This window comes from Paenibacillus sp. OAS669, from assembly GCF_014873645.1.
In the GTDB taxonomy this organism is placed as follows: domain Bacteria; phylum Bacillota; class Bacilli; order Paenibacillales; family NBRC-103111; genus Paenibacillus_S; species Paenibacillus_S vulneris.
The window spans coordinates 132,929-154,030 of sequence record NZ_JADBDR010000011.1 but is presented as its reverse complement, the minus strand read 5'-3'; the positions used below and the strand labels follow the sequence as shown (position 1 = coordinate 154,030).

Annotated in this window: 22 protein-coding genes and 1 pseudogene; 6 read left to right on the top strand and 17 right to left on the bottom strand. The window is 48.6% G+C overall.

The genetic code is table 11. The features are described 5' to 3' along the window. Window positions 1-12: 12 nt before the first annotated feature. On the bottom strand, window positions 13-867 hold the full coding sequence (locus GGC63_RS22855; RefSeq protein ID WP_192704286.1) for an alpha/beta fold hydrolase: 855 nt from the start codon (window positions 865-867) through the stop codon (window positions 13-15). 264 nt (window positions 868-1,131) lie between these two features. Continuing rightward, window positions 1,132-1,401 carry a hypothetical protein gene (locus tag GGC63_RS22850; protein WP_192704285.1) on the bottom strand — a complete coding sequence of 90 codons (270 nt, stop codon included), beginning with the start codon at window positions 1,399-1,401 and terminating at the stop codon, window positions 1,132-1,134. Between the two features lie 511 nt (window positions 1,402-1,912). Here GGC63_RS22850 and GGC63_RS22845 point away from each other — a divergent pair. Then, window positions 1,913-3,352, top strand: coding sequence for a PLP-dependent aminotransferase family protein (locus GGC63_RS22845; protein WP_192704284.1), 1,440 nt, complete (start codon window positions 1,913-1,915; stop codon window positions 3,350-3,352). A gap of 278 nt (window positions 3,353-3,630) precedes the next feature. Here GGC63_RS22845 and cyoE read toward each other — a convergent pair whose 3' ends face one another. From cyoE to GGC63_RS22815, 6 genes are all read right to left on the bottom strand, one after another. Then, window positions 3,631-4,509, bottom strand: a complete 879-nt coding sequence (gene cyoE, locus GGC63_RS22840) for a heme o synthase (protein ID WP_192704283.1) — start codon at window positions 4,507-4,509, stop codon at window positions 3,631-3,633. After that, entirely contained in the window at window positions 4,506-4,832 is a 327-nt protein-coding gene (locus GGC63_RS22835; protein WP_412973885.1) for a cytochrome o ubiquinol/quinol oxidase subunit IV, read from the bottom strand. The genes cyoE and GGC63_RS22835 overlap by 4 nt, the downstream gene beginning before the upstream one ends. A 1-nt stretch (window position 4,833) precedes the next feature. Beyond that, window positions 4,834-5,445, bottom strand: coding sequence for a cytochrome o ubiquinol oxidase subunit III (gene cyoC, locus GGC63_RS22830; RefSeq protein ID WP_192704282.1), 612 nt, complete (start codon window positions 5,443-5,445; stop codon window positions 4,834-4,836). Next, complete coding sequence (locus GGC63_RS22825) at window positions 5,442-7,427, bottom strand: cbb3-type cytochrome c oxidase subunit I (protein WP_192704281.1); 1,986 nt, start codon at window positions 7,425-7,427, stop codon at window positions 5,442-5,444. The genes cyoC and GGC63_RS22825 overlap by 4 nt, the downstream gene beginning before the upstream one ends. A gap of 25 nt (window positions 7,428-7,452) precedes the next feature. Continuing rightward, window positions 7,453-8,358 (bottom strand): ubiquinol oxidase subunit II, encoded by a 906-nt coding sequence (gene cyoA / locus GGC63_RS22820; protein WP_192704280.1) that lies wholly within the window; start codon window positions 8,356-8,358, stop codon window positions 7,453-7,455. 330 nt (window positions 8,359-8,688) lie between these two features. After that, on the bottom strand, window positions 8,689-9,099 hold the full coding sequence (locus tag GGC63_RS22815) for a hypothetical protein (RefSeq protein ID WP_079909572.1): 411 nt from the start codon (window positions 9,097-9,099) through the stop codon (window positions 8,689-8,691). A gap of 157 nt (window positions 9,100-9,256) precedes the next feature. Between GGC63_RS22815 and GGC63_RS34605 the strand changes: the two genes are divergently transcribed. Then, window positions 9,257-9,493 carry a hypothetical protein gene (locus GGC63_RS34605; RefSeq protein ID WP_225948422.1) on the top strand — a complete coding sequence of 79 codons (237 nt, stop codon included), beginning with the start codon at window positions 9,257-9,259 and terminating at the stop codon, window positions 9,491-9,493. A 166-nt stretch (window positions 9,494-9,659) separates the two neighbouring features. On the opposite strand, the pseudogene GGC63_RS22810 reads toward GGC63_RS34605, so the two are convergent. Together GGC63_RS22810 and GGC63_RS22805 are read right to left on the bottom strand one after the other, a co-directional pair. After that, a pseudogene (locus GGC63_RS22810) lies at window positions 9,660-9,854 on the bottom strand (NUDIX domain-containing protein); the annotation flags it as partial. Window positions 9,855-9,929: 75 nt separating this feature from the next. Next, a complete protein-coding gene (locus tag GGC63_RS22805; RefSeq protein WP_192704279.1) occupies window positions 9,930-10,283 on the bottom strand; it encodes a winged helix-turn-helix transcriptional regulator in 354 nt (117 codons plus the stop codon). 190 nt (window positions 10,284-10,473) lie between these two features. Between GGC63_RS22805 and GGC63_RS22800 the strand changes: the two genes are divergently transcribed. Further along, window positions 10,474-11,202: an SDR family oxidoreductase gene (locus GGC63_RS22800; protein ID WP_192704278.1), complete on the top strand. Its 729-nt coding sequence runs from the start codon at window positions 10,474-10,476 to the stop codon at window positions 11,200-11,202. Between the two features lie 83 nt (window positions 11,203-11,285). On the opposite strand, the gene GGC63_RS22795 is transcribed toward GGC63_RS22800, so the two are convergent. From GGC63_RS22795 to GGC63_RS22780, 4 genes are all read right to left on the bottom strand, one after another. Then, the gene (locus tag GGC63_RS22795) at window positions 11,286-11,846 is read right to left on the bottom strand and encodes a GNAT family N-acetyltransferase (RefSeq protein WP_192704277.1); all 561 of its coding nucleotides are present in this window, start codon (window positions 11,844-11,846) and stop codon (window positions 11,286-11,288) included. Window positions 11,847-11,896: 50 nt separating this feature from the next. Continuing rightward, window positions 11,897-13,075 (bottom strand): MFS transporter, encoded by a 1,179-nt coding sequence (locus GGC63_RS22790; RefSeq protein WP_192704276.1) that lies wholly within the window; start codon window positions 13,073-13,075, stop codon window positions 11,897-11,899. A gap of 117 nt (window positions 13,076-13,192) precedes the next feature. Continuing rightward, on the bottom strand, window positions 13,193-13,504 hold the full coding sequence (locus tag GGC63_RS22785) for an ArsR/SmtB family transcription factor (protein WP_079909566.1): 312 nt from the start codon (window positions 13,502-13,504) through the stop codon (window positions 13,193-13,195). 61 nt (window positions 13,505-13,565) lie between these two features. Next, window positions 13,566-14,099, bottom strand: coding sequence for an NAD(P)H-dependent oxidoreductase (locus GGC63_RS22780; RefSeq protein WP_192704275.1), 534 nt, complete (start codon window positions 14,097-14,099; stop codon window positions 13,566-13,568). On the opposite strand from GGC63_RS22780, the gene GGC63_RS22775 reads away from it, so the two are divergent. Continuing rightward, the gene (locus tag GGC63_RS22775) at window positions 14,092-14,355 is read left to right on the top strand and encodes a MarR family winged helix-turn-helix transcriptional regulator (protein WP_192704274.1); all 264 of its coding nucleotides are present in this window, start codon (window positions 14,092-14,094) and stop codon (window positions 14,353-14,355) included. The two genes, GGC63_RS22780 and GGC63_RS22775, sit on opposite strands and share 8 nt — an antisense overlap. Window positions 14,356-14,550: 195 nt before the next feature. Here the strand turns inward: GGC63_RS22775 and GGC63_RS22770 are convergent, their stop codons facing one another. Beyond that, entirely contained in the window at window positions 14,551-15,288 is a 738-nt protein-coding gene (locus GGC63_RS22770; RefSeq protein WP_192704352.1) for an MBL fold metallo-hydrolase, read from the bottom strand. Window positions 15,289-15,433: 145 nt separating this feature from the next. Here GGC63_RS22770 and GGC63_RS22765 point away from each other — a divergent pair, with 145 nt between their 5' ends. After that, window positions 15,434-16,315: a TetR/AcrR family transcriptional regulator gene (locus GGC63_RS22765; protein WP_192704273.1), complete on the top strand. Its 882-nt coding sequence runs from the start codon at window positions 15,434-15,436 to the stop codon at window positions 16,313-16,315. Window positions 16,316-16,437: 122 nt separating this feature from the next. Here the strand turns inward: GGC63_RS22765 and GGC63_RS22760 are convergent, their stop codons facing one another. Further along, window positions 16,438-17,850: an MFS transporter gene (locus tag GGC63_RS22760; RefSeq protein WP_192704272.1), complete on the bottom strand. Its 1,413-nt coding sequence runs from the start codon at window positions 17,848-17,850 to the stop codon at window positions 16,438-16,440. A gap of 101 nt (window positions 17,851-17,951) precedes the next feature. Then, window positions 17,952-19,748 (bottom strand): beta-glucuronidase, encoded by a 1,797-nt coding sequence (gene uidA / locus GGC63_RS22755; RefSeq protein ID WP_192704271.1) that lies wholly within the window; start codon window positions 19,746-19,748, stop codon window positions 17,952-17,954. A 128-nt stretch (window positions 19,749-19,876) separates the two neighbouring features. Between uidA and GGC63_RS22750 the strand changes: the two genes are divergently transcribed. Next, a complete protein-coding gene (locus tag GGC63_RS22750; RefSeq protein WP_192704270.1) occupies window positions 19,877-21,097 on the top strand; it encodes an AraC family transcriptional regulator in 1,221 nt (406 codons plus the stop codon). The last annotated feature ends 5 nt before the right edge of the window (window positions 21,098-21,102 follow it).

Here is a 21,102-nt window from a genome sequence, read left to right as displayed (position 1 = left end):
TACCCCGCTATTTCACTCTACCGTTGTGTGTGAATTAATGCTTTGTATGATGACATCCCAGTCATCCTCGTGGATTTCATGTCCTGACCCCTCCAGCTTCAATAAAGAGGCGCCGGGAATTTCCCCGGCAAGAGCTAGGGCGTGCTCGATGGGCAGTATCGTATCTTCGGTACCATGAATAACAAGAGTCGGAACCGTAATGTCTTTCATTTTTCCTTCATAGGCATCATCGCCCTTAAGGAATGCATGATTAAACATGCTGAGCAGGTTGTTAGCCCGCTTTATTTCCTGGCGAACCTGCTTGTAGGCTCTCGCTTCATCAAACACATGTCTGGACCCGCACAGCAGACCGGAGCCATTGACCAAATAGGCTGCAACGGCCTCTTCATCAGACCAGTCCAATGTAGACGCTTGAGCATGATAAGCTAATACGCTCTCATCCATCGGAGGAAGCTCGCGATGATTCTGATCGGAACCGAACAGGCCCGACGCGATCAAGGTTAAGGTGAGAACTCTCTGCGGGTTTTTCACTGCTATCACTTGAGCGATCATGCCGCCTAATGACATGCCGACAAGGTGAGCCCGATCAATTCCATACGCATCAAGCACCCTCACGGCATCATCAGCCATATCTATTACTGTATAGTTAGAGCTTCCCGGTTCATAGACGGTGGAACGACCGACATCCCTATTGTCATAACGAATAACATATCTTCCGGAATCGGCTAGCCGCTGGCAAAATTCTTCATCCCAATACACCATGGAGCACATAGCACCCATAATGAGCAGAACCGCAGGGTGATCAGGATTCCCGAAACTTTCCGAACAAAGTACAACTTCATTATTATGGATCAATTTTTCATTCATGTTAGATTCCTCATTTCATTCGATTTTATTAAAAAATACACACTCAAATAAACCTCAACTCATTTTTTTCAAAAAATGAATGGGTCTAATGAAATGAAACCGTATTTTTTAACGTAAACGAATGAATTTGATAATCACAAGAATGCACGCTCCCTCGAAAGCATTTTGATAAAAGGGGTTACCCCTTTTCCGATTATAACACAAAGCAGAGAAGGCTGCATCCCGCATGACTGCAGCAAAGCCCCTTCCCTCTCCTATGCTGCTTCAACGGAATAGCTCTAAGATGTAATGAATGATGGCAAATTCTATGACGACCAGAAGAATGCAAGTTATGGAGTATGCCTGAAGCCTCATTGTACTGAACTTATCCTTCCAGTATTCCCCCCTGAAGAAGGAGATGAAATTAGGAGTAAACGAATATTTGACGGACTGTTCAAATTCATCTTCATCATAAAAAAATAAAGAAAACAAAAAACGGTACAGAGGATAATTGATGACTAATAGTACGATAATGATAAGGATGTTCCAATTCATAGGGCCACCTCCCTCTTATTCATACGAAAGTAGAAAAAGCGGGTTCCATAAAATACCAGAATATCAACCCGCCGATTTTGCCGATGGGGGATATCAACCACAGTCAATGTGCTCCAATTCCCTTGTCCCCATAACAATCGAACCTAGCCCGTCGGGACTTGCTTTCGATGCTTTACGATCAGTACCCGTCAGGTTCGATATACTTATCTGCTCCTCTCTAGCATCCCTCTCTAACTATATTAAAAAAGTCATCCAAATGGGGACGAAAACAGACCATCCAACCTGTCTATTTTCATTGGCATGCCGGAAGCGGGCTATGGAACTTTCTACCACCATCACGTCTGCATGTCCCCCTCCAGCCAATTTCCCTGGCTTGCCGCCATCCATGTTCAAGGAATAGATAAATAATTGTCATGGTTAAGATGAAAACATGCCCTATTTCATTTCGTAATCGATGATATGATAAATATCACAACGACGTTTATTTACGAGCCAAAAGGGTGATAAAATCATGTGGAAACCCGACCGACAGAGCAAAAAACCTATCTATGAACAAATTGCCGACCACCTGGAACAGAGAATTTCTTATGGGGAATTTCCTCCGGGCAGCCTGCTTCCTTCCGAAAGAAAATTGGCGGAGCAGCTGGGCGTCAATCGAAGCACGGTCATCCTGGCCTTTGCCGAGCTCAGGTCGATGGGGATCATTGAAAGCCGCGCCGGCAGCGGCACTCGTGTGAGCAGAACCAAATGGGGTGCCATGCCGAAGCATACACCGAACTGGCGCCGGTATGCTGAAGGCGGAAGCTTTCTGCCTAACCCTACCTTCTTGCGCAGGATCCGTGAAGCGTTAACACAGCATCCGTCCCTTATCGATTTTGCCAGTGGTGAATTATCACCGGACTTGGCTCCTACGGAAGAAATTGCCGATCTTATGAGCCAGCATAGGTATACCTCCTATTTGGGGTACGATAATCCGCAGGGGTATGTGCCGCTTAGAGAAGCGCTGGTGACGTATTTGAGTCAATATCGAGGGATTCAGACAACCGAAGCCTCCATACTGATAACGTCCGGCTCCCAGCAGTCGTTATATCTTATTACCCAATGCCTCTTGTCGCCGGGGGATGCCGTTGCGATTGAAGACCCCTCTTATTGTTACTCCCTGCCGATGTTTCAATCCGCCGGGCTGCGGCTGTTCCGTCTGCCTGTCGATCAGGAAGGCCTATGTCCCGAAGACATTCGCACCTTGTATAAGAAGCATCGCATCAAGATGGTCTTTATGAATCCGAATTTTCAAAATCCGACGGGGACCGTATTCAGCATGGAACGGCGCAAGCAGCTGTTTGCCGTTGCCAGCGAATTGGGGCTCCCTATCGTAGAAGACGATCCTTTCGGCTTGACTGCTTACGAGGGGGAGGTTCCGATGCCTCTTAAATCGATGGACTCTAACGGCTCGATTCTTTACATCGGTTCCTTCTCCAAAATCGCCGCCTCCGGGCTGCGGATCGGCTGGATGGTCGCGCCGCATTCGATCGTGGAACGCCTGGCTGATGCCAGACAGCAGATGGATTTCGGGCTAAGCGTCATCCCCCAGCAGGTGGCTGCCCAGTTCATCCGATCGGATTACTTCCGGCCTCACCTGGAACGGCTGCAGATACAGCTGCAGTTTAAGCGGGATCTCTTGGTCGAAGCCCTGCAAACGGAGCTTCCGGATCTGGTTTCCTTCACCGCTCCGCATGGGGGACTGCATTTGTGGTGCAAGCTGGCACATCCCGTTCATGACGGCCGATTGCTTGAAGAGGCTATCAAGAAAGGCGTTGTGTTCGTCCCCGGCAGCGTGTACGGCTCAGACTCAAGCTATGTCCGGTTCACTTATGCCAGAGCCAAAGCCGGGGAGATCCGGGTTGGGGTCGCCAAATTCGCCGAGGCGCTGCGGGAATTGGTGAGGGAGTGAATACAAAAAGGCTGGCAATATTGCCAACCTCAATTGAGAAACCCGTATTGCTCGAAATATTTCTATTATACTCCAAAGGGGCATACCCCTACAGCCGCTGTTGAAATCCGTAAAATTTGATTAGATAAAGTGGTATTTTTTCGGTTTTCAAAGGCGGACGTAAACTCTTCCGAGGTACCCCCCTCTTCCTTATATTGAAATTTTCTCGGATAAAACGGCTTCTCATAACAAAAAGGTTGGCATCTCCTTGTATGCCAACCTTTTTGTCGTCTTTGCAGTTAAAACGGTCGTCCCGGCGTATCCGCCATCATCACGACGAATACGATCATCAAGTAATTGACCGAGAGAAGAAAATTGGTTCTCGCCCATGCGCCATCATTGACAGCGGTAATGCCGCGAACCGTGTGCCAGCCCCATACTCCACTGGCGATCAAGGCGATGATCAGGAACACGATACCGGAATATCCAAGACCATAGATCAACAGAACGGTCGGAAGCAGCAGAATCACGTAAGGGATCATCTGCAGCTTGGTCCTCATGATTCCTTTGCGAACAGGCAGCAATGGATATCCCGATGCCCTGTATTCTTCTACGCGCCGAATGGCCAAGGACCAGAAGTGGGCCGGCTGCCAAAGAAACAGGAGCGCAAACAACAGCCATGCTCCCATGTCCATTGTATGGCTATAAGCGCAATATCCAATCACCGGCGGCATCGCGCCGGATATCCCTCCGATCGAGGTGCTCCAGGTGGAGGTGCGCTTCAGCCACATCGTATAGATGACCACATAGACGAACATGCCGATAAGGCCGAGCCAGCCGCAAAGGGCGCCGACTTTTCCGAATAATACGGTTTCACCGGCAAGCCCAAGCGCCAATCCATAAGCCAATGCGCTTTTACGATGAATCCTTCCGGTTGCAAGTGGCCGTTCCCTCGTCCGATCCATTTTTCGGTCCAGCTTATAATCCCATACATTGTTCAAAACACACGAGGAAGCCATGGTAAGCGTAGTTCCCAGCAGCATCCATAACAAGAGCTTCCAGTCCGCCGACCATCGGGAGGCTATCCAGCAGCCCCCGAATGCGGCGATAAGATTTAATAGAAGGATACGCGGCTTGGTCAATTCGACCCAATCCCGGATGGAAGCGGCCCTGCTCATACGGCCACCATGTTGTACAGCATGATCCACATTGATCCCGCTACAATGACGATCAGGATCACCAGCCCAAGTAATAAGGATATCAACTGATAACGCGGCTTCTTCTCATCCCGCAGATGCATGAAGAACCATAACTGCACAATCAGCTGCAGGGTGCCGGCGGCCATTAATACGACTGCTTTGGTTATTCCTGTAAGCCAGCCTCCGAGAACAATGGCTACCGGAATCGCAGTTAATAGAAGAGACATGACGAACCCCATCGTATACGATTGAACAGATCCATGAGCTTCGTCCCTCGAATGAACCGAATGTACGTTCCTCACTCTAGCTCACCCCCATTAAATAAACCACAGTAAATACGAAGATCCACACAACATCCAAGAAATGCCAAAACAAGCTGATGACTTGAACCTTTCGCTTGGTGACAGGCGTAATCCCCTGCTTGCTCAGCTGTACCATGATGGCAAGCATCCATATAATACCAAGGGTCACATGCAAGCCATGAGTGCCTACCAGCGTATAGAACGCCGATAGAAAAGCGCTTGTCCCCATCGTCGCGCCTTCTTGCACAAACTGTGCAAACTCACGGATCTCGAGTCCAACAAACAGGGCTCCCAGCACAGCCGTTACGCCGAGCCATCGGATCAACGCCTGCTTTTTTCCTCGGTTCATAGCCAATACAGCCAATCCGCTGGTATAGCTGCTGGTTAACAAAATCAATGTGCTGACGATGACCCCGCCCAATTCGAATAAATCGGTCGGCCCCGGTCCCCCGTTGGTATTGTTTTTTAGAACGATATAGGTGGCAAAAAATGTGCCGAAAATCATAATATCTGTCATAAGGTAGATCCAAAAACCGAACGTTCGCATTTCTTCCAAATCAGGTTGGTCGTGGTGCCCGGCCGCCGATGCTGGACTCAGTTGGGATGCATTCATTGTCTGTTCACCCTCCTCATGGCCGTTTCTGTGCGCCTGACTTCATCGACCGGAATGTAATAATCGGTATTGTAGTTAAAGGAATGGGCGAGCATGCAGATCGCAACACCTGCTAATCCTGGGATAATGAGCCACAGCCAGTGAAAGATGAATCCGAAGCCCGCCACAAACCAGAAGCCGGCCATGGTGATCGGGATGCCGGAATTTTGAGGCATATGAATGGGCTCCAATGTAACGGCCTCATTAGAAACGGCTGCCTCTCTTCCTTTGCGCTGCTTTGTTTCCCACCAATCGTCCATCTCGGTCACCTGCGGAATGACGGCAAAGTTATACAGCGGTGCAGGTGAAGGAATCGACCACTCCAGCGTACGGGCGTTCCACGGATCTCCCGTCGTATCGAGATGCTGGCGGAAATGCTTGACGCCGTGGGCGATTTGCCAAACCTGAAGCAGAAATGCAATCCCCATCAAACCGGCGCCGATGGTAGATACCAGATTGAGCTCCCACCAGCCTTTATCCCAGCTGTAAGTGACGACACGGCGCGTCATCCCCATCAAGCCCAGGACATACTGGGGCATAAAACAGGTATAAAAGCCGATATTCCAGAACCAGAACGCCCATCTGCCGATTCGCTCGTTCAGCTTGAAACCGAACATTTTGGGCCACCAGTAATATAGGCCGGCAAAGTAGCCGAAGACGACACCGCCAATAATGACTTGATGAAAATGTGCAATCAGAAAATAGCTGTTATGGTATTGAAAATCCGCTGGTGCAACTGACAGCAGCACTCCTGTCATACCGCCGATAACAAAGCATGGAATAAAACCGGCTGTCCACAGCATCGGAGCTTCGAACGTAATCCTGCCACGGAACATGGTGAACAGCCAGTTGAACACCTTAACCCCGGTCGGTATGGCTATGAGCATGGTCGTCAAAGCGAAGAAGGCATTAACGTCCGCTCCAGATCCCATTGTAAAGAAATGATGCGCCCATACCAGGAACGACAAAACGCTGATAATGACCATGGCATATACCATGGAATTGTAGCCGAACAGCTTTTTCTTGGAGAACGTCGCCACCACTTCGGAAAAAATACCGAAAGCCGGCAATACGATAATATATACCTCGGGATGTCCCCACATCCAGATCAGGTTAATGTACATCATAGGGTTGCCGCCGCCGTCCAGCGTAAAAAAGTGCGCTCCGGCATATCGGTCCAGGAACAGCAGCGCCAGCGTCGCCGTCAATATGGGGAATGAGAAAATAATCGCGATGCAGCTGGAGAGCACCGACCAAGCGAACATCGGCATTTTCATCAGCTTCATCCCCGGCGCCCGCATTTTCAGAATCGTAACGATAAAATTGATGCCGGTCATCAGGCTGCCGATCCCGGAAATCTGAATCCCCCATATATAGAAGTCTTGCCCGACACCGGGATTGTACATCAGCTCGGAATAAGGCGGATAGGCAAGCCATCCCGCATCCGGCGAACCTCCGATGACAAAGCTCAGGTTAAACAGCATGGCCCCTGAGAAAAACAGCCAGAAGCTGAGTGCGTTCAGGAACGGGTAAGCAACGTCACGAGCCCCGATCTGAAGCGGGATAACCACATTAAACAGACCGAACATGAAGGGCATGGCCATGAATAATATCATAATGACGCCGTGCGTCGTGAAGATCTCGTTATAATGCTCAGGCTGCAAAAATGGCATGTCCGGCATGGCGAGCTGCGTTCGCATCAGCAATGCATCCACTCCACCGCGAAACAGCATAAGAAACGCGGAAAGAATATACAAAATGCCGATTTTTTTGTGGTCGACCGTAGTCAGCCATTCCCGCCACAGCCACCCCCATTTCTTGAAATACGTCAGCGCGAACAAGATCGCGCCAAGAGTAAGGATAATGCTTACGTCCGCACCATAAATCAGAGGATCACCGGTTACGAAAAATTGGGATGCGATGCTTTTAGTAGGATCCAGCATGAAGCTCAATCTCCTTTCCTGCCGTTCACTTATGCTCGTGCACTGATTTCGTATCCTGCACGGACATTTCATGATGATGTGATGCGGCGTATTTGGTCACAATGTTTTGAAACAGTCCCTCGGGAAATGAGGAATAGGTCAGCACCTTCGTAGTGGAGGGCTTGGCCAATTCATGATATCCATCCAAGGTTAAAGCCGGTGAACCTTCCTTGATCCCTGTTACCCACTCATCAAACTGCTCACGTGTTACTGAATTAACGTCAAAATACATTTTGGCAAAATCCTTGCCGGTATAATTGGCCCCGGAGCCCCAGAAGGTCCCCAGCACATCCGCCTGCAAGTAAAGCGTCATGGCCATTCCCGACATAGCATAGATTTGGCCTCCCAGCTGAGGGATCCAAAAGGAGTTCATCGGGGAATCGGCCGTGATCTCGAAACGAATAGGCACCCCTTGTGGAATTGTCAGCTCATTCACCGTAGCGATACCTTGTTCGGGGTACTGAAACAGCCATTTCCAGTTCAGCGACGTCACCTGCACCGTTATCGGCTTGACATCGGACTTTAACGGTTTGGAAGGCTCCATGGCATATGTCGATTGGACGGTAATAACGGCTATTGCGAGAATAATCATAATGGGAATCCCCCACCAGATGACCTCCAGCTTGGTGCTGTGTGCCCAATTCGGCGAGTAAGCCGCTTTTCTCTCCTTACGCTCCCTATAACGCCACAGGATGACGGCCGTCAGAATAAGAACTGGGACGATGACGACCAGGCATAATGCGGTTGTAATGTACATTAAATCCCGCTGCTGTTCAGCGATCGGCCCCTTGGGATGGAGTACGATGATATCGGAGCAGCCTGTGAAGACAAACAGTGCAACGGATAGCATTGATAATGCCGCGAACCATCGCCCAATTTTGGAAGCATTCATGTTGAAGTCTCAACTCCTCATAACAATATGACTTGCATTAAGCTTCACTTTAAAAGAGCACAGCCGAACTGTCACCAGCCGATCAAGAACACAATGCCACCATCCAAGTTCAACGTTTTGAAATGAAATGAACAACATTTGGACATAGTTTCAGCAGTTTCCCATCCCTTAACGAAATTAGCAACAGCGGACTCGTTAAATCACTAAGCTCCACTTCAAATCGAAAAGCCGATCTTCCTTCCGAGGATAATCGGCTTTACAAATTATGGCATAGCGCTCTCATAGGGGCGTGTAGAGGGATATCATATATCGCACCAGTGGGTGGCGTCATTAATATGCATTTATTTTAAAGGCATCCAATGTCTGTTGTAGTGCAACCATATGAACTACCTCTGCTATGTTCTGATGAATACAGGCGACCACACTCGTTCGGATCACTTCCCGGTTCATTGCCAGCTGGCCTTTATGACCCCGCAGCGCATAGGGATAATAAGAGCAATCCCCCTCTTGGTATTCCTCGGAATCCTTAATGAGAATGTCCCGTTCCTGCAGCTCCCTCCTTACGGCGGACAGTTCCTCACGCATCCGACTGATCATAATCATGGCTGTATCTGAGTATAGCTTTCGTAATGTAGCTGTTGATGCTTCCATTTCTATGCGATTCGTGTTAATGATTGTAATCGCGATTGGCAGCAAGATGTAATCTCTCATTAATTGAAGCTCATGTGCAGAAGGCTCCATGAAAATCACCTCATATTCATTATATGAGAACTAGTGTTCCTATATCAATGCTAATTTATTCGTTATAATGGCTGACTGTGAGGAGTACTTCCGTTATAATAAAGGAATGCCCATCCTAACCTGACGACTATTTGACATTGACGGGGTGTATAATGACGTGACTTATGACTTAAACGAAATATCCAAGTATGTAGGTTTTTACAGAAAGCATCAGCCCATACCAGACCTCAAGGAAGTAAATCTTGTCTATCATGCAGCGGCTTCCGGTGATAAGAATGCAGCTACCCGTATGCTGGATTGGAAAAGACATTGCTTCTACGTGAAAAACGCTTATGAACAACAGGTCATGAGCACCGTATTCGCATACTGTGGCGAGCTATTCCGAAGGCAGTGACGAACTTATACTATAGAACATAATCCGGCAAATTAAGGCCTTGGAACGAAGCTGCTCCTGGTACATAACGGTGCACATCGTTATTTACAATTTCTTCCTAGTCATATTAAAAAAGTGAGTGCTCCGACATTTCATCGGCTCATCTCACTTTTCTTATTGTATAGTTGGAATAAATGCCGAACAGCTCCAGCGCTCCAAGCCGCAATCCCGTCTCCTCCCACACTTCGCGGCGGGCAGTATCTTCTATCGATTCTCCCAGCTCCATTAAGCCTCCGGGCAATCCCCACTGGCCGTTGTCTGAACGTTGCTGCAGCAGCAACTCCTGCCGATAGTTCGTCCACACAGAAAAAGAACCCCTTATTTAGTTAACTTCATTAACAATCTATCATAATTAACACTATAAATAATTAATGTAATTAATTGATATTCAATCTACCTACCGTTTTTCGATGCTATTTTGCTGATTTTCGACCATCTCCAAATGCTTACGCCCCCAGCTGCACATGCTGTCCAACACGGAGGAGACGGTTTTCCCCTGCTCGGATAAGCTGTATTCCACCTTCGGCGGTATCTCCTGGTACACCACACGTTGAATCAGCTGATCGTCTTCAAGCTCTCGCAGCTGCTTTGCCAGAGTACCTTGGGAGACTTCAGGAATCAGACGGCGAAGCTCGCCGAAGCGCTTCGTGCCGTCTACTAGCAAGATGAATAAAATAAGCGGCTTCCATTTGCCGCCGATCATGTCGAGCGTTGTAATAACTCCTTTTAATCTGGGTTCTTGCAGGTTCATCGTTTCTCTTCACCTCTACTCTATGATACCTGCTGTGTATCCTTTTTGCACTATGAATTCCCCAATTCCTTTGGGAGCCTTTGGTACGAATTTTCGGACCTAGTACGACTAAAGTGCGTACTTGGCAGCTTCAGGCTCCTGTTGAATAATAAGAGCCAGGCAGCAACAATCCTAACTTAGAGGTGAAACTATGACATACCCTACATTAACGCAGCAAAGAGTCGTTATTATCGGAGGAAGCTCGGGGATCGGCTTTGCCGCTGCCCAACAAGCTAAAGAGCTCGGGGCAGATGTTGTACTCGCAGGCCGTTCCAGTTCCAAGCTGGAGGAGGCCCGGAATCGTCTCGGGAACGCAGGCGTCGAAATCCATTCGCTGGACAACCGGAATAACGAGGAGCTGATAGCTTTTTTCGAAGCCATCGGAAGCTTTGATCATTTATTTACGCCGGGCGCCTCCTACGTTAGAGGACCTGTCACATCAGAGCCTGAAGTCGCCCGCAGCTGCTTTGACGCCAAGTTCTGGCCACAATATTTTGCCGTAAAATATGGCGCCCCCTATATCAGCAAGAAAGGCTCTGTAGTCTTGATGTCGGGTGCGTTCAGCCAGCGGCCGCTAGACGATGGAGCCTCCTATGCAGCCTGCAACGGCGCAATCGAGAGCCTCGGCAAAGCGCTAGCTGTCGAATTGGCGCCGATTCGAGTCAATGTGATCTCACCGGGAACGATACGCACATCCTTCAATTGGGAAGGTGCGGAGCAAGCCGTTAGAGACCAAGCGTATGAAGACTATGCCGAAATGAATCTTCTCGGACGGGTAGGTCATGCTGAGGAAGCTGCCCATTCCGTCATCTATTTAATGACCAATGGCTACACAACAGGAAGCACACTGTATCCCGACGGCGGCTATCTACTTCGATAACGGATGTTGTCTTTACACCAAAAGAGCCGACACAAGTCGGCTCCCACGGTATCATTTATTTGTGCCTTTACTGCGCAGCCGTTTTAGTACTCCTCAAACAGGAAATACCAGTACAGTGCGACCTCGTCCTTGTTTTTCTTAAATCCTTTATAGACGAAGGAATCGAATCCGCCCAGAACAAAGCCGCAGCTCTCATAAAATCGGCAGGCTTGGACGTTATTATTCTGCGTCTCGAGCATCAGCCCGGGCATGCTGCTGGATTTTGCCCAGCTCTTGGCTTTGTCTATGAGCTGACGTCCTATGCCATATCTTCTAAACTGGCGGTCAACCTTAATATCCTCGATATAGCCGTAATGATTCCAATTTCGCTTTAGTACGATGAGACCCGCCGCTCGATCGTCGGCATAGGCTATATAGATCTTTTGATCAGGATGACCGATGTAGGTTGAATAATCGGTATCGTCTGCATCATCCTCCTGCTGTTCCGAATAGCTCTTGATGTACGGCGGAACCGCCTTGACTTCGTATTGAATCCCTTGATCTGTGCCGGTAAGGACAAGGACGGAATCGACTCTAAAGCTATCATCGATAAGCTGTTCCGGCAGTTGCTCCAGATTCGTGAGCTCTTTTATCGAAATATTCAATGTTCTCCCCCTTTATCAAGCATTTTCGGTCCTCTCTCCATGATGACTGCTTATGGCTGCTTCTTCCAACGCCACACCCTCTCTCCCATTCCTTTCCATTTTACTGCAATAGTCACCCATGCAGCCAGAGCAAATCCAATGCCGCTCCAGATAAGCTGATGGACTCCCAATTGGGCAATGAACCACCCGCCTATCGTTGTGCCGACGGTTATTCCCAGATTCGTAAAAGAAACGAACAAGCTGTTGCCGAATTCAGGCGCTTCCTCCGCCTCTGTCATCAGCCAGGCTTGACTCACCAGAAGCCCGCCGGAATGCACCATTCCCCATACGATAACCATGATGATCATGGGAATGAAGTAAGTCCCTAGTCCATAGACAAGACCATAAACCGCTATGTACAGCAAGGGAAAGAGGAACACCGTTCTCTTCAAGCTTTTTTGCAGCCATTCACCGAACAGAAAATTCCCGGCAATCATCACTATGCCAAAAACCATCAGCATCAGACTAATCCAGGTACCGTTCATTTGAGTTACTTGCCCGAGATATTCCGCATAATAGCTATATACGGAGAACATTGATGCGAAGATACAGGTTATGGTCACAATATGCAGCCATAGTCCAGGCTTGCGCAGAATGCTAAGTTGTCTTCCATAGGTCATCTTCTGATTAACCGGCATGGAAGGCAGTCCTAGTAAGATTCCGAATCCTGCGATGGCACTCACTATTGCGCCAAACAGAAAGGCGGCCTCCAAGGAAATATGCTCAGCAAGAAACGAAGTTAAAGGCACGCCAAAAGCAAAGCCTACCGTAATTCCCGCAAATACCTTTGTCACCGCTTTGCCGCTTTTTTCCGGCGGAACCAATTGGGCTGCCGTGACTAGAGCAATCGAGAAAAAGACGGGATGCAGCATCGCCGGAAGGATTCGAAACACCAGCATCAACTCGAACCTGGTTGTAAAAGCGTACACCAGATTAGAGACTGCAAACAGGAACACCGCGGAGGATAAAATGAGTTTACGGTTCATTCCGGATGCAAGCAAGGTAACAAAAGGTCCCGACAAGGCCACCACCAAAGCAAATACGCTGACCAGGCATCCCGCTTGTGCTGCGGAAATATGGAATTTATCGGTTACCTGGGGAAGTACCCCCACGATGCCCATCTCCGTTGTTATGATACCAAACACACCTAGGGCAAGCATAATAAGTAATAAAGGGTTAGACTTGTTCATGATGATAGTTCTCCATTTCTGTTGTTCTATGACCGGACCTTCAAGGTTTCATCTATATATTCATGTATCTATATTTATAGATATGTTAAGATAAAAAAAGAGGCACCTCCTTCCTCTCTAAAGTTCTTTCTGCACATACTCGGCGAACTCCCGAATTATTTTTTCATTCCTCCGGTAAAAGGTCCATTTGCCTATCCGCTCCGATTCGAGTAAGCCGGCATTTAGCATCGTGCTTAAGTAGCTTGATATGACGGATTGCGCAAGCCCTGATTTGGCCTGAAGATCCGCCACGCAGACGCCGACCTTGAAGTCGATACCATGCTGGATATAAGGACTTTTATCAAAATACTCCTCTTGATGCTTCAACCAAAACATAATTTGACGGCGTGTTTCATTCGATAATGCTTTATAGATTAATGAAGGGTCCATACCGGTTATTATATCTATTTTTATAGATTTGTAAATATGTTAACCCAAACGATCAGGAAACTTAACTCTGGATAGCTTTAAAATATCGGAATATTTTATTCAGCTTCTTCTCATGCCGCCCTCTTGGACTCTCCATAGAACCGAACTCAAAAAATTTGACCTTCTTCATGCCGACAAACTGAAATAATGCCTTTCTCATTGATATTTTGTGAGCGTTATTCAGCCAAAACAGCGGATACAAGGCCGGTCCCTTCATCGTAGAAATACAGACGACCGATTTTCCATGGAGCAGCCCTTCCGGAAAAAGCCCCTTCTTATCGCGGTAGGCGAAATTAGCGGCGAACATTTTATCAATATAGCCCATCAGCATGGCCGGAGGTCTTCCCCACCAGATCGGATACACCAATACTATTTTATCCGCCCACAGGATTTGTTCCCGATAAGTCTTCAGCTCAGGATCGGCATGCATATCTCTTCTGCGTTTGTTCTCATGGAACACAAGGACCGGATCAAAGCCCTCATTATATAAATCCAGTATGGCGTTCAGCCAGCCCGTTACCCCTAGCCAGGTTAGCGATTGCCAGCATATGTCCATGCCGAATACAAGCCGGGAGCTTAAGAAGCTGTGTGAGAAGCAGCTCTGTGAGAAATTCGACGCTCCCGATGACCGGCGCAAGCAATTGTACCGTCTTACCCCCGAGGGTGAACGTATGATGCATGAAGCCTTCAAGCTCATCGAAGCGCGCTTCCTTCAGCGGATCCGTGAAGCATCCGATAGCGACCTGAAGGAGATGGATCATGCGATGGACATACTGATCAGCATGGTCCTCCAAGCAGACAAGTCCAGATAACCGGTTCATGCTGCCCTTTTCCCCCGCATAACGAAAAGCTCTGCTTCCTGTTATCAGGAGACAGAGCTTTTTATAATCCGGATGAATTCGATTAAACAGCCGGTCTGTTCAACCTTTTTCGAGAACCCCTATGAGCGAAGTATAGAGGAATCTCTCCCATTTCTGATGTGCAGGCCGTACTTTCCTAATTCGGCCTTAGATAGCAGATGATGTCAATTCTTCGAGCCGCTGACGGATATTCCCCTGGTACAAGCCTCCGTGGTAGCAGATCACGGCTTGAATATCGTAGGCTTTAAACTTATGAAGCGATTGGAGCGCCTGCTCCATATTCGGCGTTACCCTAGGATTCGGCCCCTGCAGTTCTCCTTCGCTTACAACCATGGCGTCTCCGGCAATCAAGGTTTTGCTGGGCTCATGATACAAGCTTATATGGCCCGGAGTATGCCCCGGCGTATGAATAACGACCACACCGCCGGCTATGGGCAGCCTTTCCCCGTCCTTAACGGTTTGCGTTACATTCCCTTCTGTCGACTTGGAGAATGCATCCTCAAACTGCTTCCCTAGGCTTTCTGGCAGTGCCTGAAGCAAAGTTTGCTTTCTTTCCGGAGTCATCTTGATGAACGGAAGCTCTCCATCGATATAGGGCTTGTCATCCGGATGAGCAAGCACCTCGATGCGTCCTTGACTCTCATGAAGGAATTGAGGAAGACCACCCACATGATCGATATCCTGGTGGGTTAATATAATGGTACTGGGCTCTGCTTGCTGAATCCCTGCTTTATGAATCAGATCGAGGATAAGATTGCTGCAGCCAGGCATCCCCGTATCCGCCAACACATAAGTATTTGAATCGTAAAATACGGTAGGATGAATGACCATCGGAGTACCGGGTACAGCCAGCTCCAGCATTTCGATACCTTCAGCAATTTTCATAGTTTCCAAAGCAATTCGCTTTGGTTCACCTCCTCTTATTTTGCGAAAACCAATGAGTTCATTATATGACCCGTAAGTTTCGGATGTCAATTCCATTATTGACCCTTAAGCGGTATCATGTCAAAATACGGAGGGGGTGGACGGATTGGAAGAATTGAAAAGACAACAAATTATCCATACGGCCATGGGTGTTTTTAAAGAAAAAGGGTATTTTGCCGCGTCCATGAAGGATATTGCAGAAGCGTGCGGCATGGCTAAAGGAAGCATTTATAAAATATTCCCATCCAAAGAGGATTTATTCACCGCCGTATTTGAAGCCTGCCATCAAACGATGTTCGATCAGGCCAGGAGACTGGATCAGCAATGCGGTGTGGCTTCCTCTAAGGAGATCTTGCGGCGGAAGATCGAATTCCAGCTTCAATTCATGATGGAGAACTATTACTTTACCAGTGAGTTCAAAGAGCTTCCGGTAAAGGATAACGAGCATTTTAAGATTGCTTGGAGGAAGAAAAAGCTGACCCTGCTCAAGATGCTGCGGGACTGCTTTTATGAGGCTTACGGCGAACCGGTTCAAGCTTATATCTGGGACATTGTTATCATATACCGGGGGTTATTGAGGGAATATTTATCGTTCGCCATTCAGAAAGCTATTGCTTTGCCGATGTCTGAGCTGGCGCTGTTCCTGGTAGAGCGGATGGATTCCGTTATCAAAGACATGATAAGGCAGCAGCCGGCTCCGGTGATCAGAGAAAGCACCGTTGCCTTTAATCAGCTTCATCCGATGGACGAAATCACCCAAAGGCAAATGGCCGGCGAATTGCTGATCCTAATCGAGAACAAGATCCAATCGCTGCAAGTCACGGCTTCGATGAGGGAAGAATGGCTGGAGGTTCTGAAGCTGCTGAAGGAGCAGCTGGAGCTGGAAAAGCCGAACGCTACTCTGCTTCGCGTCTATGCATCGTATCTCGAGAATAATCCGGAGCTCAGCTCCTTAATCCGCCAGCTTCGTTTTATGATGGAACGATAAAAAGTTACCTTGTAAATCAAAAGGATCAGGTCTTAGCCTCCCGTGAAGACATAGACTTGATCCTCCCTTATTGCATGCCGCCGCCCGGCTTCTCAGCAATGACTTCTCATCATTGAAATCCTTTACTTCATGCGTACTTGTATCAACTCATCATTCAATAGGACGAGCTTTTGCTTCGTTAAATTGTATACCCATACCATGGCAATGAAAGCGATCAAAGCGCCAGCTGCGGGGATGAGGGTGATCATATTCTTAATTCCCATAGCGACCTCTGCGGTTTGTGTCTGCACTCCCGAATTATAGCCTACGAGCACGAGCGCCAAGCCCCCGATTCCCCCCGCGACGGCCTGCCCGATCTTGCGTACCAGAGAATAGATAGAATAAACCGTACCTTCTTCCCTTTTGCCGGTAAGCTTCTCCTGATAGTCGATGCAATCGGCTACCATCGCCCATATTAATATATTCATAAAGGCCAGGCCGAAGTTGGAAATGCAGTTTAAAGCCATATACATATAAGCATTAGTAATAGGCATCACGTACATTAGAGCGCTTACAATGAATGTAATCGCCAGCCCGACCGACGCGGTTTCCTTCTTCCCAAGCCTTTTCACCAAGGGAGATATGACCGGCATGGCGACGAAGCTGGCTCCGAATCCAATAAGACCTGAAGCGGAGATTAAGCCCGGGCTATGGAAATAATCCTTAAACAAATACGGCGTTATCGCTTGACTCACAAGCATGGAAGCTAGCATTCCGAAGGAAGCCAGCATTAACCCTAACAAGGGGCGGTTGTGAAGCAAGCTCTTGATTGTTCGAATGAGCTGGACCTTTTCCTGAACAGGCTGTGCTGCTTTAATTCGCTCCGTCGTGAAATGGTATGCTCCCAAATAAAATCCGATGGCGAGAACAGCGCAAATGACGGCTATGAGGAAGAAGCCGGAAGCCGTTGGCGTCTTGCCTGCTCCAAATACGATCGATGGTGCCGCCGCCATGATGAACACATTGGCTAACAAAGCTCCAAGGGTGCGGAAGGTGGACAGCCCTGTTCTCTCAATCGGATCCGATGTCATGACGGATGCCAATGAACCATAGGGAATGTTGATGGTCGAATAAGCCAGCCCCCACAAAATGTAAGGTGCAGCGGCTACCAATACCTTCAACAACGAATCCGATGATACCGGGATATGGGTAAAGGTCAATACGCCGAGCAAGGTTACCGGTAGTGCGCAATATAACAAATAGGGACGGAATTTTCCCCTCTTTCCTGCCGGCTTGGAATCGACATACGTACCCCAAGCAACGTCAAAAAGCGTATCGAGTACCCGGGCCACCAACAGGATCATTCCTGTAGCCCCTGCCGAGAGGCCGTACACGTCGGTATAGAACAGCATAAGGTACCCGCTGATCAGCCCAAAAAACAAATCATTGCCGATATCGCCGAACATATACCCAATCTTATCTCTTATACCAAATTTTCGCATCTGATTAGTAGACATAAGATCAGAACGATTTACGGTTTCTACCATCCTATTCATATTCACAGCCTCCATCTGGCATGGTTCTGGAGAGAATCAGGTTAGCGGGCGCGAACCGTAGGAAATGCCCCGCCCTCTACCCTCTTCTCTCCTTGTTCCTATTAGTTCTTGTATCCGAAGTGAGGTATCGCGTGCCAGCGCTTGCGCAGCTCGTGAGCCGCGTATTTCGGCTTGCGGTCCCTCGTAAAGATGCCTTTTTTATTTCCCTGTACACGAATGATGCCTTGGCTCGTTTGAAAATCAGCAAAGTTCCACACCTGCTCGCCTACGAAGGTGCCGAATTCATCGAAAACCTCGTGGTTAGCGTTCAAATATTCCACCTGGAATTCTTCGGTAAACATGACGGGGTCCACATCGTGCAGCCCGGCAATGGTATCCGCACCGTATTCCGTCATGATGATCGGTTTCCCTGGACAGCGGCGGCCCCAGCCATGGAATTCCTCACGGAGCTTGTGCTTCGCCATCTCCCAATCTCCGCCCTGAACATACCAGCCATAGTATCGGTTCAAAGCCAATACGTCGACGAGCTCGGCTACCTTGCAGGTTTCCGGCGTAGACATCAGATGGGTCACGATGGTAACCGGTCTATGCTGAGGGTCCAATTGCTTGGCCAGCTCAACCAGGGGCTTAAAATATTCATAAGCTCCTTCTTCTTCGGAAGCAGGCTCATTGGCAATAGACCACATGACGACGCAGGGATGGTTTTTATCTCGGGCAATCAGCTCGCGGATCACCTGCTGATGATGCTCCGCTGTCTTCAGCTCCTCCCATGTTTTTCGTTTTGCGCCGCTTCCAAAAATCGCCATGAAGTTCAAATGTAATCCGACAGCGGGAGTTTCGTCGATCACGACGATCCCTTCCTTATCCGCGAGCCGCATCATTTCCTCCGAGTACGGGTAATGAGCCGTTCGGAACGAATTGGCGCCGATCCACTTCATCAAGCGGAAATCCATAACATTCGCCGCTTCGTTGATGCCTCTTCCATGAATCGCCGTGTCCTCATGCTTCCCGAAGCCCTTGAAGTAAAACGGTTTTTGGTTGATAAGAAACCTCCCGTCCTTGACTTCCACGGTTCGTACGCCGAAAGGCTGTTCGTATACATCTATCGTTTGCCCATTTTCGATCAGCTCAATCTTCATTTGGTACAGGTACGGAGCCAAGGGCTCCCATAGCTTCACATTACTAAGGCGAATAACGCCTTGCCCGGAATTCCCTTCTGCCACCAGACGGCCCTGCTCGTCAAGAACGCTCACCTTCACCTGCCCTTTTACCGAGGTATCCACTTTATAATGAACGATCCCATCGGTCCCCTCCGTCTCTGTAACAATCGTTACATCCTTGACATACGAATGAGGCGTCGTATAGATTTTGACCGGGCGATGAAGGCCGGCATAATTGAAGAAATCGAAATTCGGCTGGTTGCGTACCACTCTGCCTACTTCGGGAACTTCCTGATCACTATAAATTCCGACGGGCAGTGTGGTTTCATCCACTATATTGTTCACCGCGACCGTCAAACGGTTAGGTCCTCCCTGCAGATGCATATTGATAACGGTTTCAAAAGGCATGAAGCCTCCCTGATGCTCCGTTACCAGCACGCCATTCACATAAACTTTGGCCGTGTGGGTCGCCGAGCCGAATCGGAGCACAATCCTTTCGGTTAAGAGCTGCCTAGGAACGGTAAACGTTCTCTCATACCATACCCAGCCAACATGATTGCGGATGTCCGCGGTAACGCCCAAATCATTATACGATGACGGAACTGACATGCTGATGGTATTCGTTAGAGGTTGTTCATACCATTTCTCTTGAAAGCCCTTACCAGAATCCAGCTTAAAGCCCCAAATCCCACTCAAGTCTAAGATAGCCCGCGATTCCGTTATGATCGGATATAACATAGTTTTAGCTCCTTTTTATCATGGATGTCATTCTGTATGGGTTATTATACTGCTTTCTAACGCTGCTCGTTAGGACTATAATTGCATATATAGGATTCCAATGACATATCTAAAAGGGATGATTGTACATGAGCCTTCAGCTGAATTTGACGGTTGCCACTCTGACCTTATTTCATTCCACAGACATCAATACGAGCGTACTGAACAGCAATGGCTCCCTCTATTTGACTCACGAGCGGGATACGATGCCGGACTTTATGCGCGGGATGCAGCAGAGCTTGTATCCGTACTTAATCGCTGAAGCAAGCCGATTTTATGGAGAATGCTGTTTATTTACCGATGAAATGAGCCTGTCCTATTTGGCAAAGCATATAGAGCTTCCTGAGCAGGACCCAAAGACGATCGTCATTGGCCCCTTCCTGGAGCAAGTGCCCGGTACCAACCGGCATGACCATGGCTTCAAGCTTGGCGCGCAACAGCAGATAGAGCTGGAGGCTTACTACCGCAGCTTGAAGCTGATCAGCAGCTCACGGGTTCAAAGTATTGCGAATGTACTGGATCAAGTTGGCTCCATCCGGCAAACTCCGCTGCGGATTGTGAATGCGACGAATATAGAGAATGGATCACCGAGACTGTCCCAGGCAGAGCTGTTGAAGCGCCAGTCTGATGAATCCTTTGTCGAACTCATAGAGCTGAGGTATCAGATAGAGAAAGAGATGATGAGGGCGGTAGAGAAAGGAGACCAATCGGAGCTCAAGCGAATCACGAAGCAGGTTAACAATCTGTTCGATTTTTCCGAGAGATTTCCGAACCAGCCGGTTCGGGCATTGAAAAACGCCATGGTCGTACTGAACACGCTGCTGCGGATTGCCGCGGAACGCGGTCATGTGCAGCCTATATTTCTGCATCGGATTTCGGAGAAATTCTCCAAGCAAATCGAACGATTGGATACGATCGATTCGCTCAGTGCGTTATGGAGCACCATGGCGGGGGAGTACTGCGAGCTGGTGAGGCGGCGTTCCATCGCAGGGTATTCTCCCGCCGTGCAAAAAGCGGCGGAGCATATCGCGACCCGGTTTAATCGGCCCTTAAACATGCAGGAGCTGGCGGCATTATGCGAGGTCCACCCTGCTCATCTCTCCAGACAATTCAAGAAGGAAACCGGGCTAACCCTAACGGACTTTCAGCAAAAGCGGCGAATGGAGGAGGCCAAGCTATTGCTTAAATCGGAGCACGTTTCCGTGGGATGGATTGCCGGTTATGTCGGCTACGAGGATTCGGGTTATTTTACCCGAATATTCAAAAAGCTTGAAGGAATGAGTCCATCGCAGTATCGCACCGAGCAGTGAGACTT

Excerpts from the sequence above, each read along its gene's own strand:
- GGC63_RS22850 (WP_192704285.1), bottom strand. The coding sequence starts at position 1,401 with ATGAATTGGAACATCCTTATCATTATCGTACTATTAGTCATCAATTAT.
- GGC63_RS22780 (WP_192704275.1), bottom strand. The coding sequence starts at position 14,099 with ATGGACATATGCTGGCAATCGCTAACCTGGCTAGGGGTAACGGGCTGG.
- GGC63_RS22785 (WP_079909566.1), bottom strand. The coding sequence starts at position 13,504 with ATGGACCCTTCATTAATCTATAAAGCATTATCGAATGAAACACGCCGT.
- cyoE (WP_192704283.1), bottom strand. The coding sequence starts at position 4,509 with ATGAGCAGGGCCGCTTCCATCCGGGATTGGGTCGAATTGACCAAGCCG.
- GGC63_RS22790 (WP_192704276.1), bottom strand. The coding sequence starts at position 13,075 with ATGAACAAGTCTAACCCTTTATTACTTATTATGCTTGCCCTAGGTGTG.
- uidA (WP_192704271.1), bottom strand. The coding sequence starts at position 19,748 with ATGTTATATCCGATCATAACGGAATCGCGGGCTATCTTAGACTTGAGT.
- GGC63_RS22750 (WP_192704270.1), top strand. The coding sequence starts at position 19,877 with ATGAGCCTTCAGCTGAATTTGACGGTTGCCACTCTGACCTTATTTCAT.
- GGC63_RS22825 (WP_192704281.1), bottom strand. The coding sequence starts at position 7,427 with ATGCTGGATCCTACTAAAAGCATCGCATCCCAATTTTTCGTAACCGGT.
- GGC63_RS22775 (WP_192704274.1), top strand. The coding sequence starts at position 14,092 with ATGTCCATGCCGAATACAAGCCGGGAGCTTAAGAAGCTGTGTGAGAAG.
- GGC63_RS22815 (WP_079909572.1), bottom strand. The coding sequence starts at position 9,099 with ATGGAGCCTTCTGCACATGAGCTTCAATTAATGAGAGATTACATCTTG.
- GGC63_RS22845 (WP_192704284.1), top strand. The coding sequence starts at position 1,913 with ATGTGGAAACCCGACCGACAGAGCAAAAAACCTATCTATGAACAAATT.
- GGC63_RS22770 (WP_192704352.1), bottom strand. The coding sequence starts at position 15,288 with ATGAAAATTGCTGAAGGTATCGAAATGCTGGAGCTGGCTGTACCCGGT.
- cyoA (WP_192704280.1), bottom strand. The coding sequence starts at position 8,358 with ATGAATGCTTCCAAAATTGGGCGATGGTTCGCGGCATTATCAATGCTA.
- GGC63_RS22760 (WP_192704272.1), bottom strand. The coding sequence starts at position 17,850 with ATGAATAGGATGGTAGAAACCGTAAATCGTTCTGATCTTATGTCTACT.
- GGC63_RS22855 (WP_192704286.1), bottom strand. The coding sequence starts at position 867 with ATGAATGAAAAATTGATCCATAATAATGAAGTTGTACTTTGTTCGGAA.
- cyoC (WP_192704282.1), bottom strand. The coding sequence starts at position 5,445 with ATGAATGCATCCCAACTGAGTCCAGCATCGGCGGCCGGGCACCACGAC.
- GGC63_RS22805 (WP_192704279.1), bottom strand. The coding sequence starts at position 10,283 with ATGAACCTGCAAGAACCCAGATTAAAAGGAGTTATTACAACGCTCGAC.
- GGC63_RS22800 (WP_192704278.1), top strand. The coding sequence starts at position 10,474 with ATGACATACCCTACATTAACGCAGCAAAGAGTCGTTATTATCGGAGGA.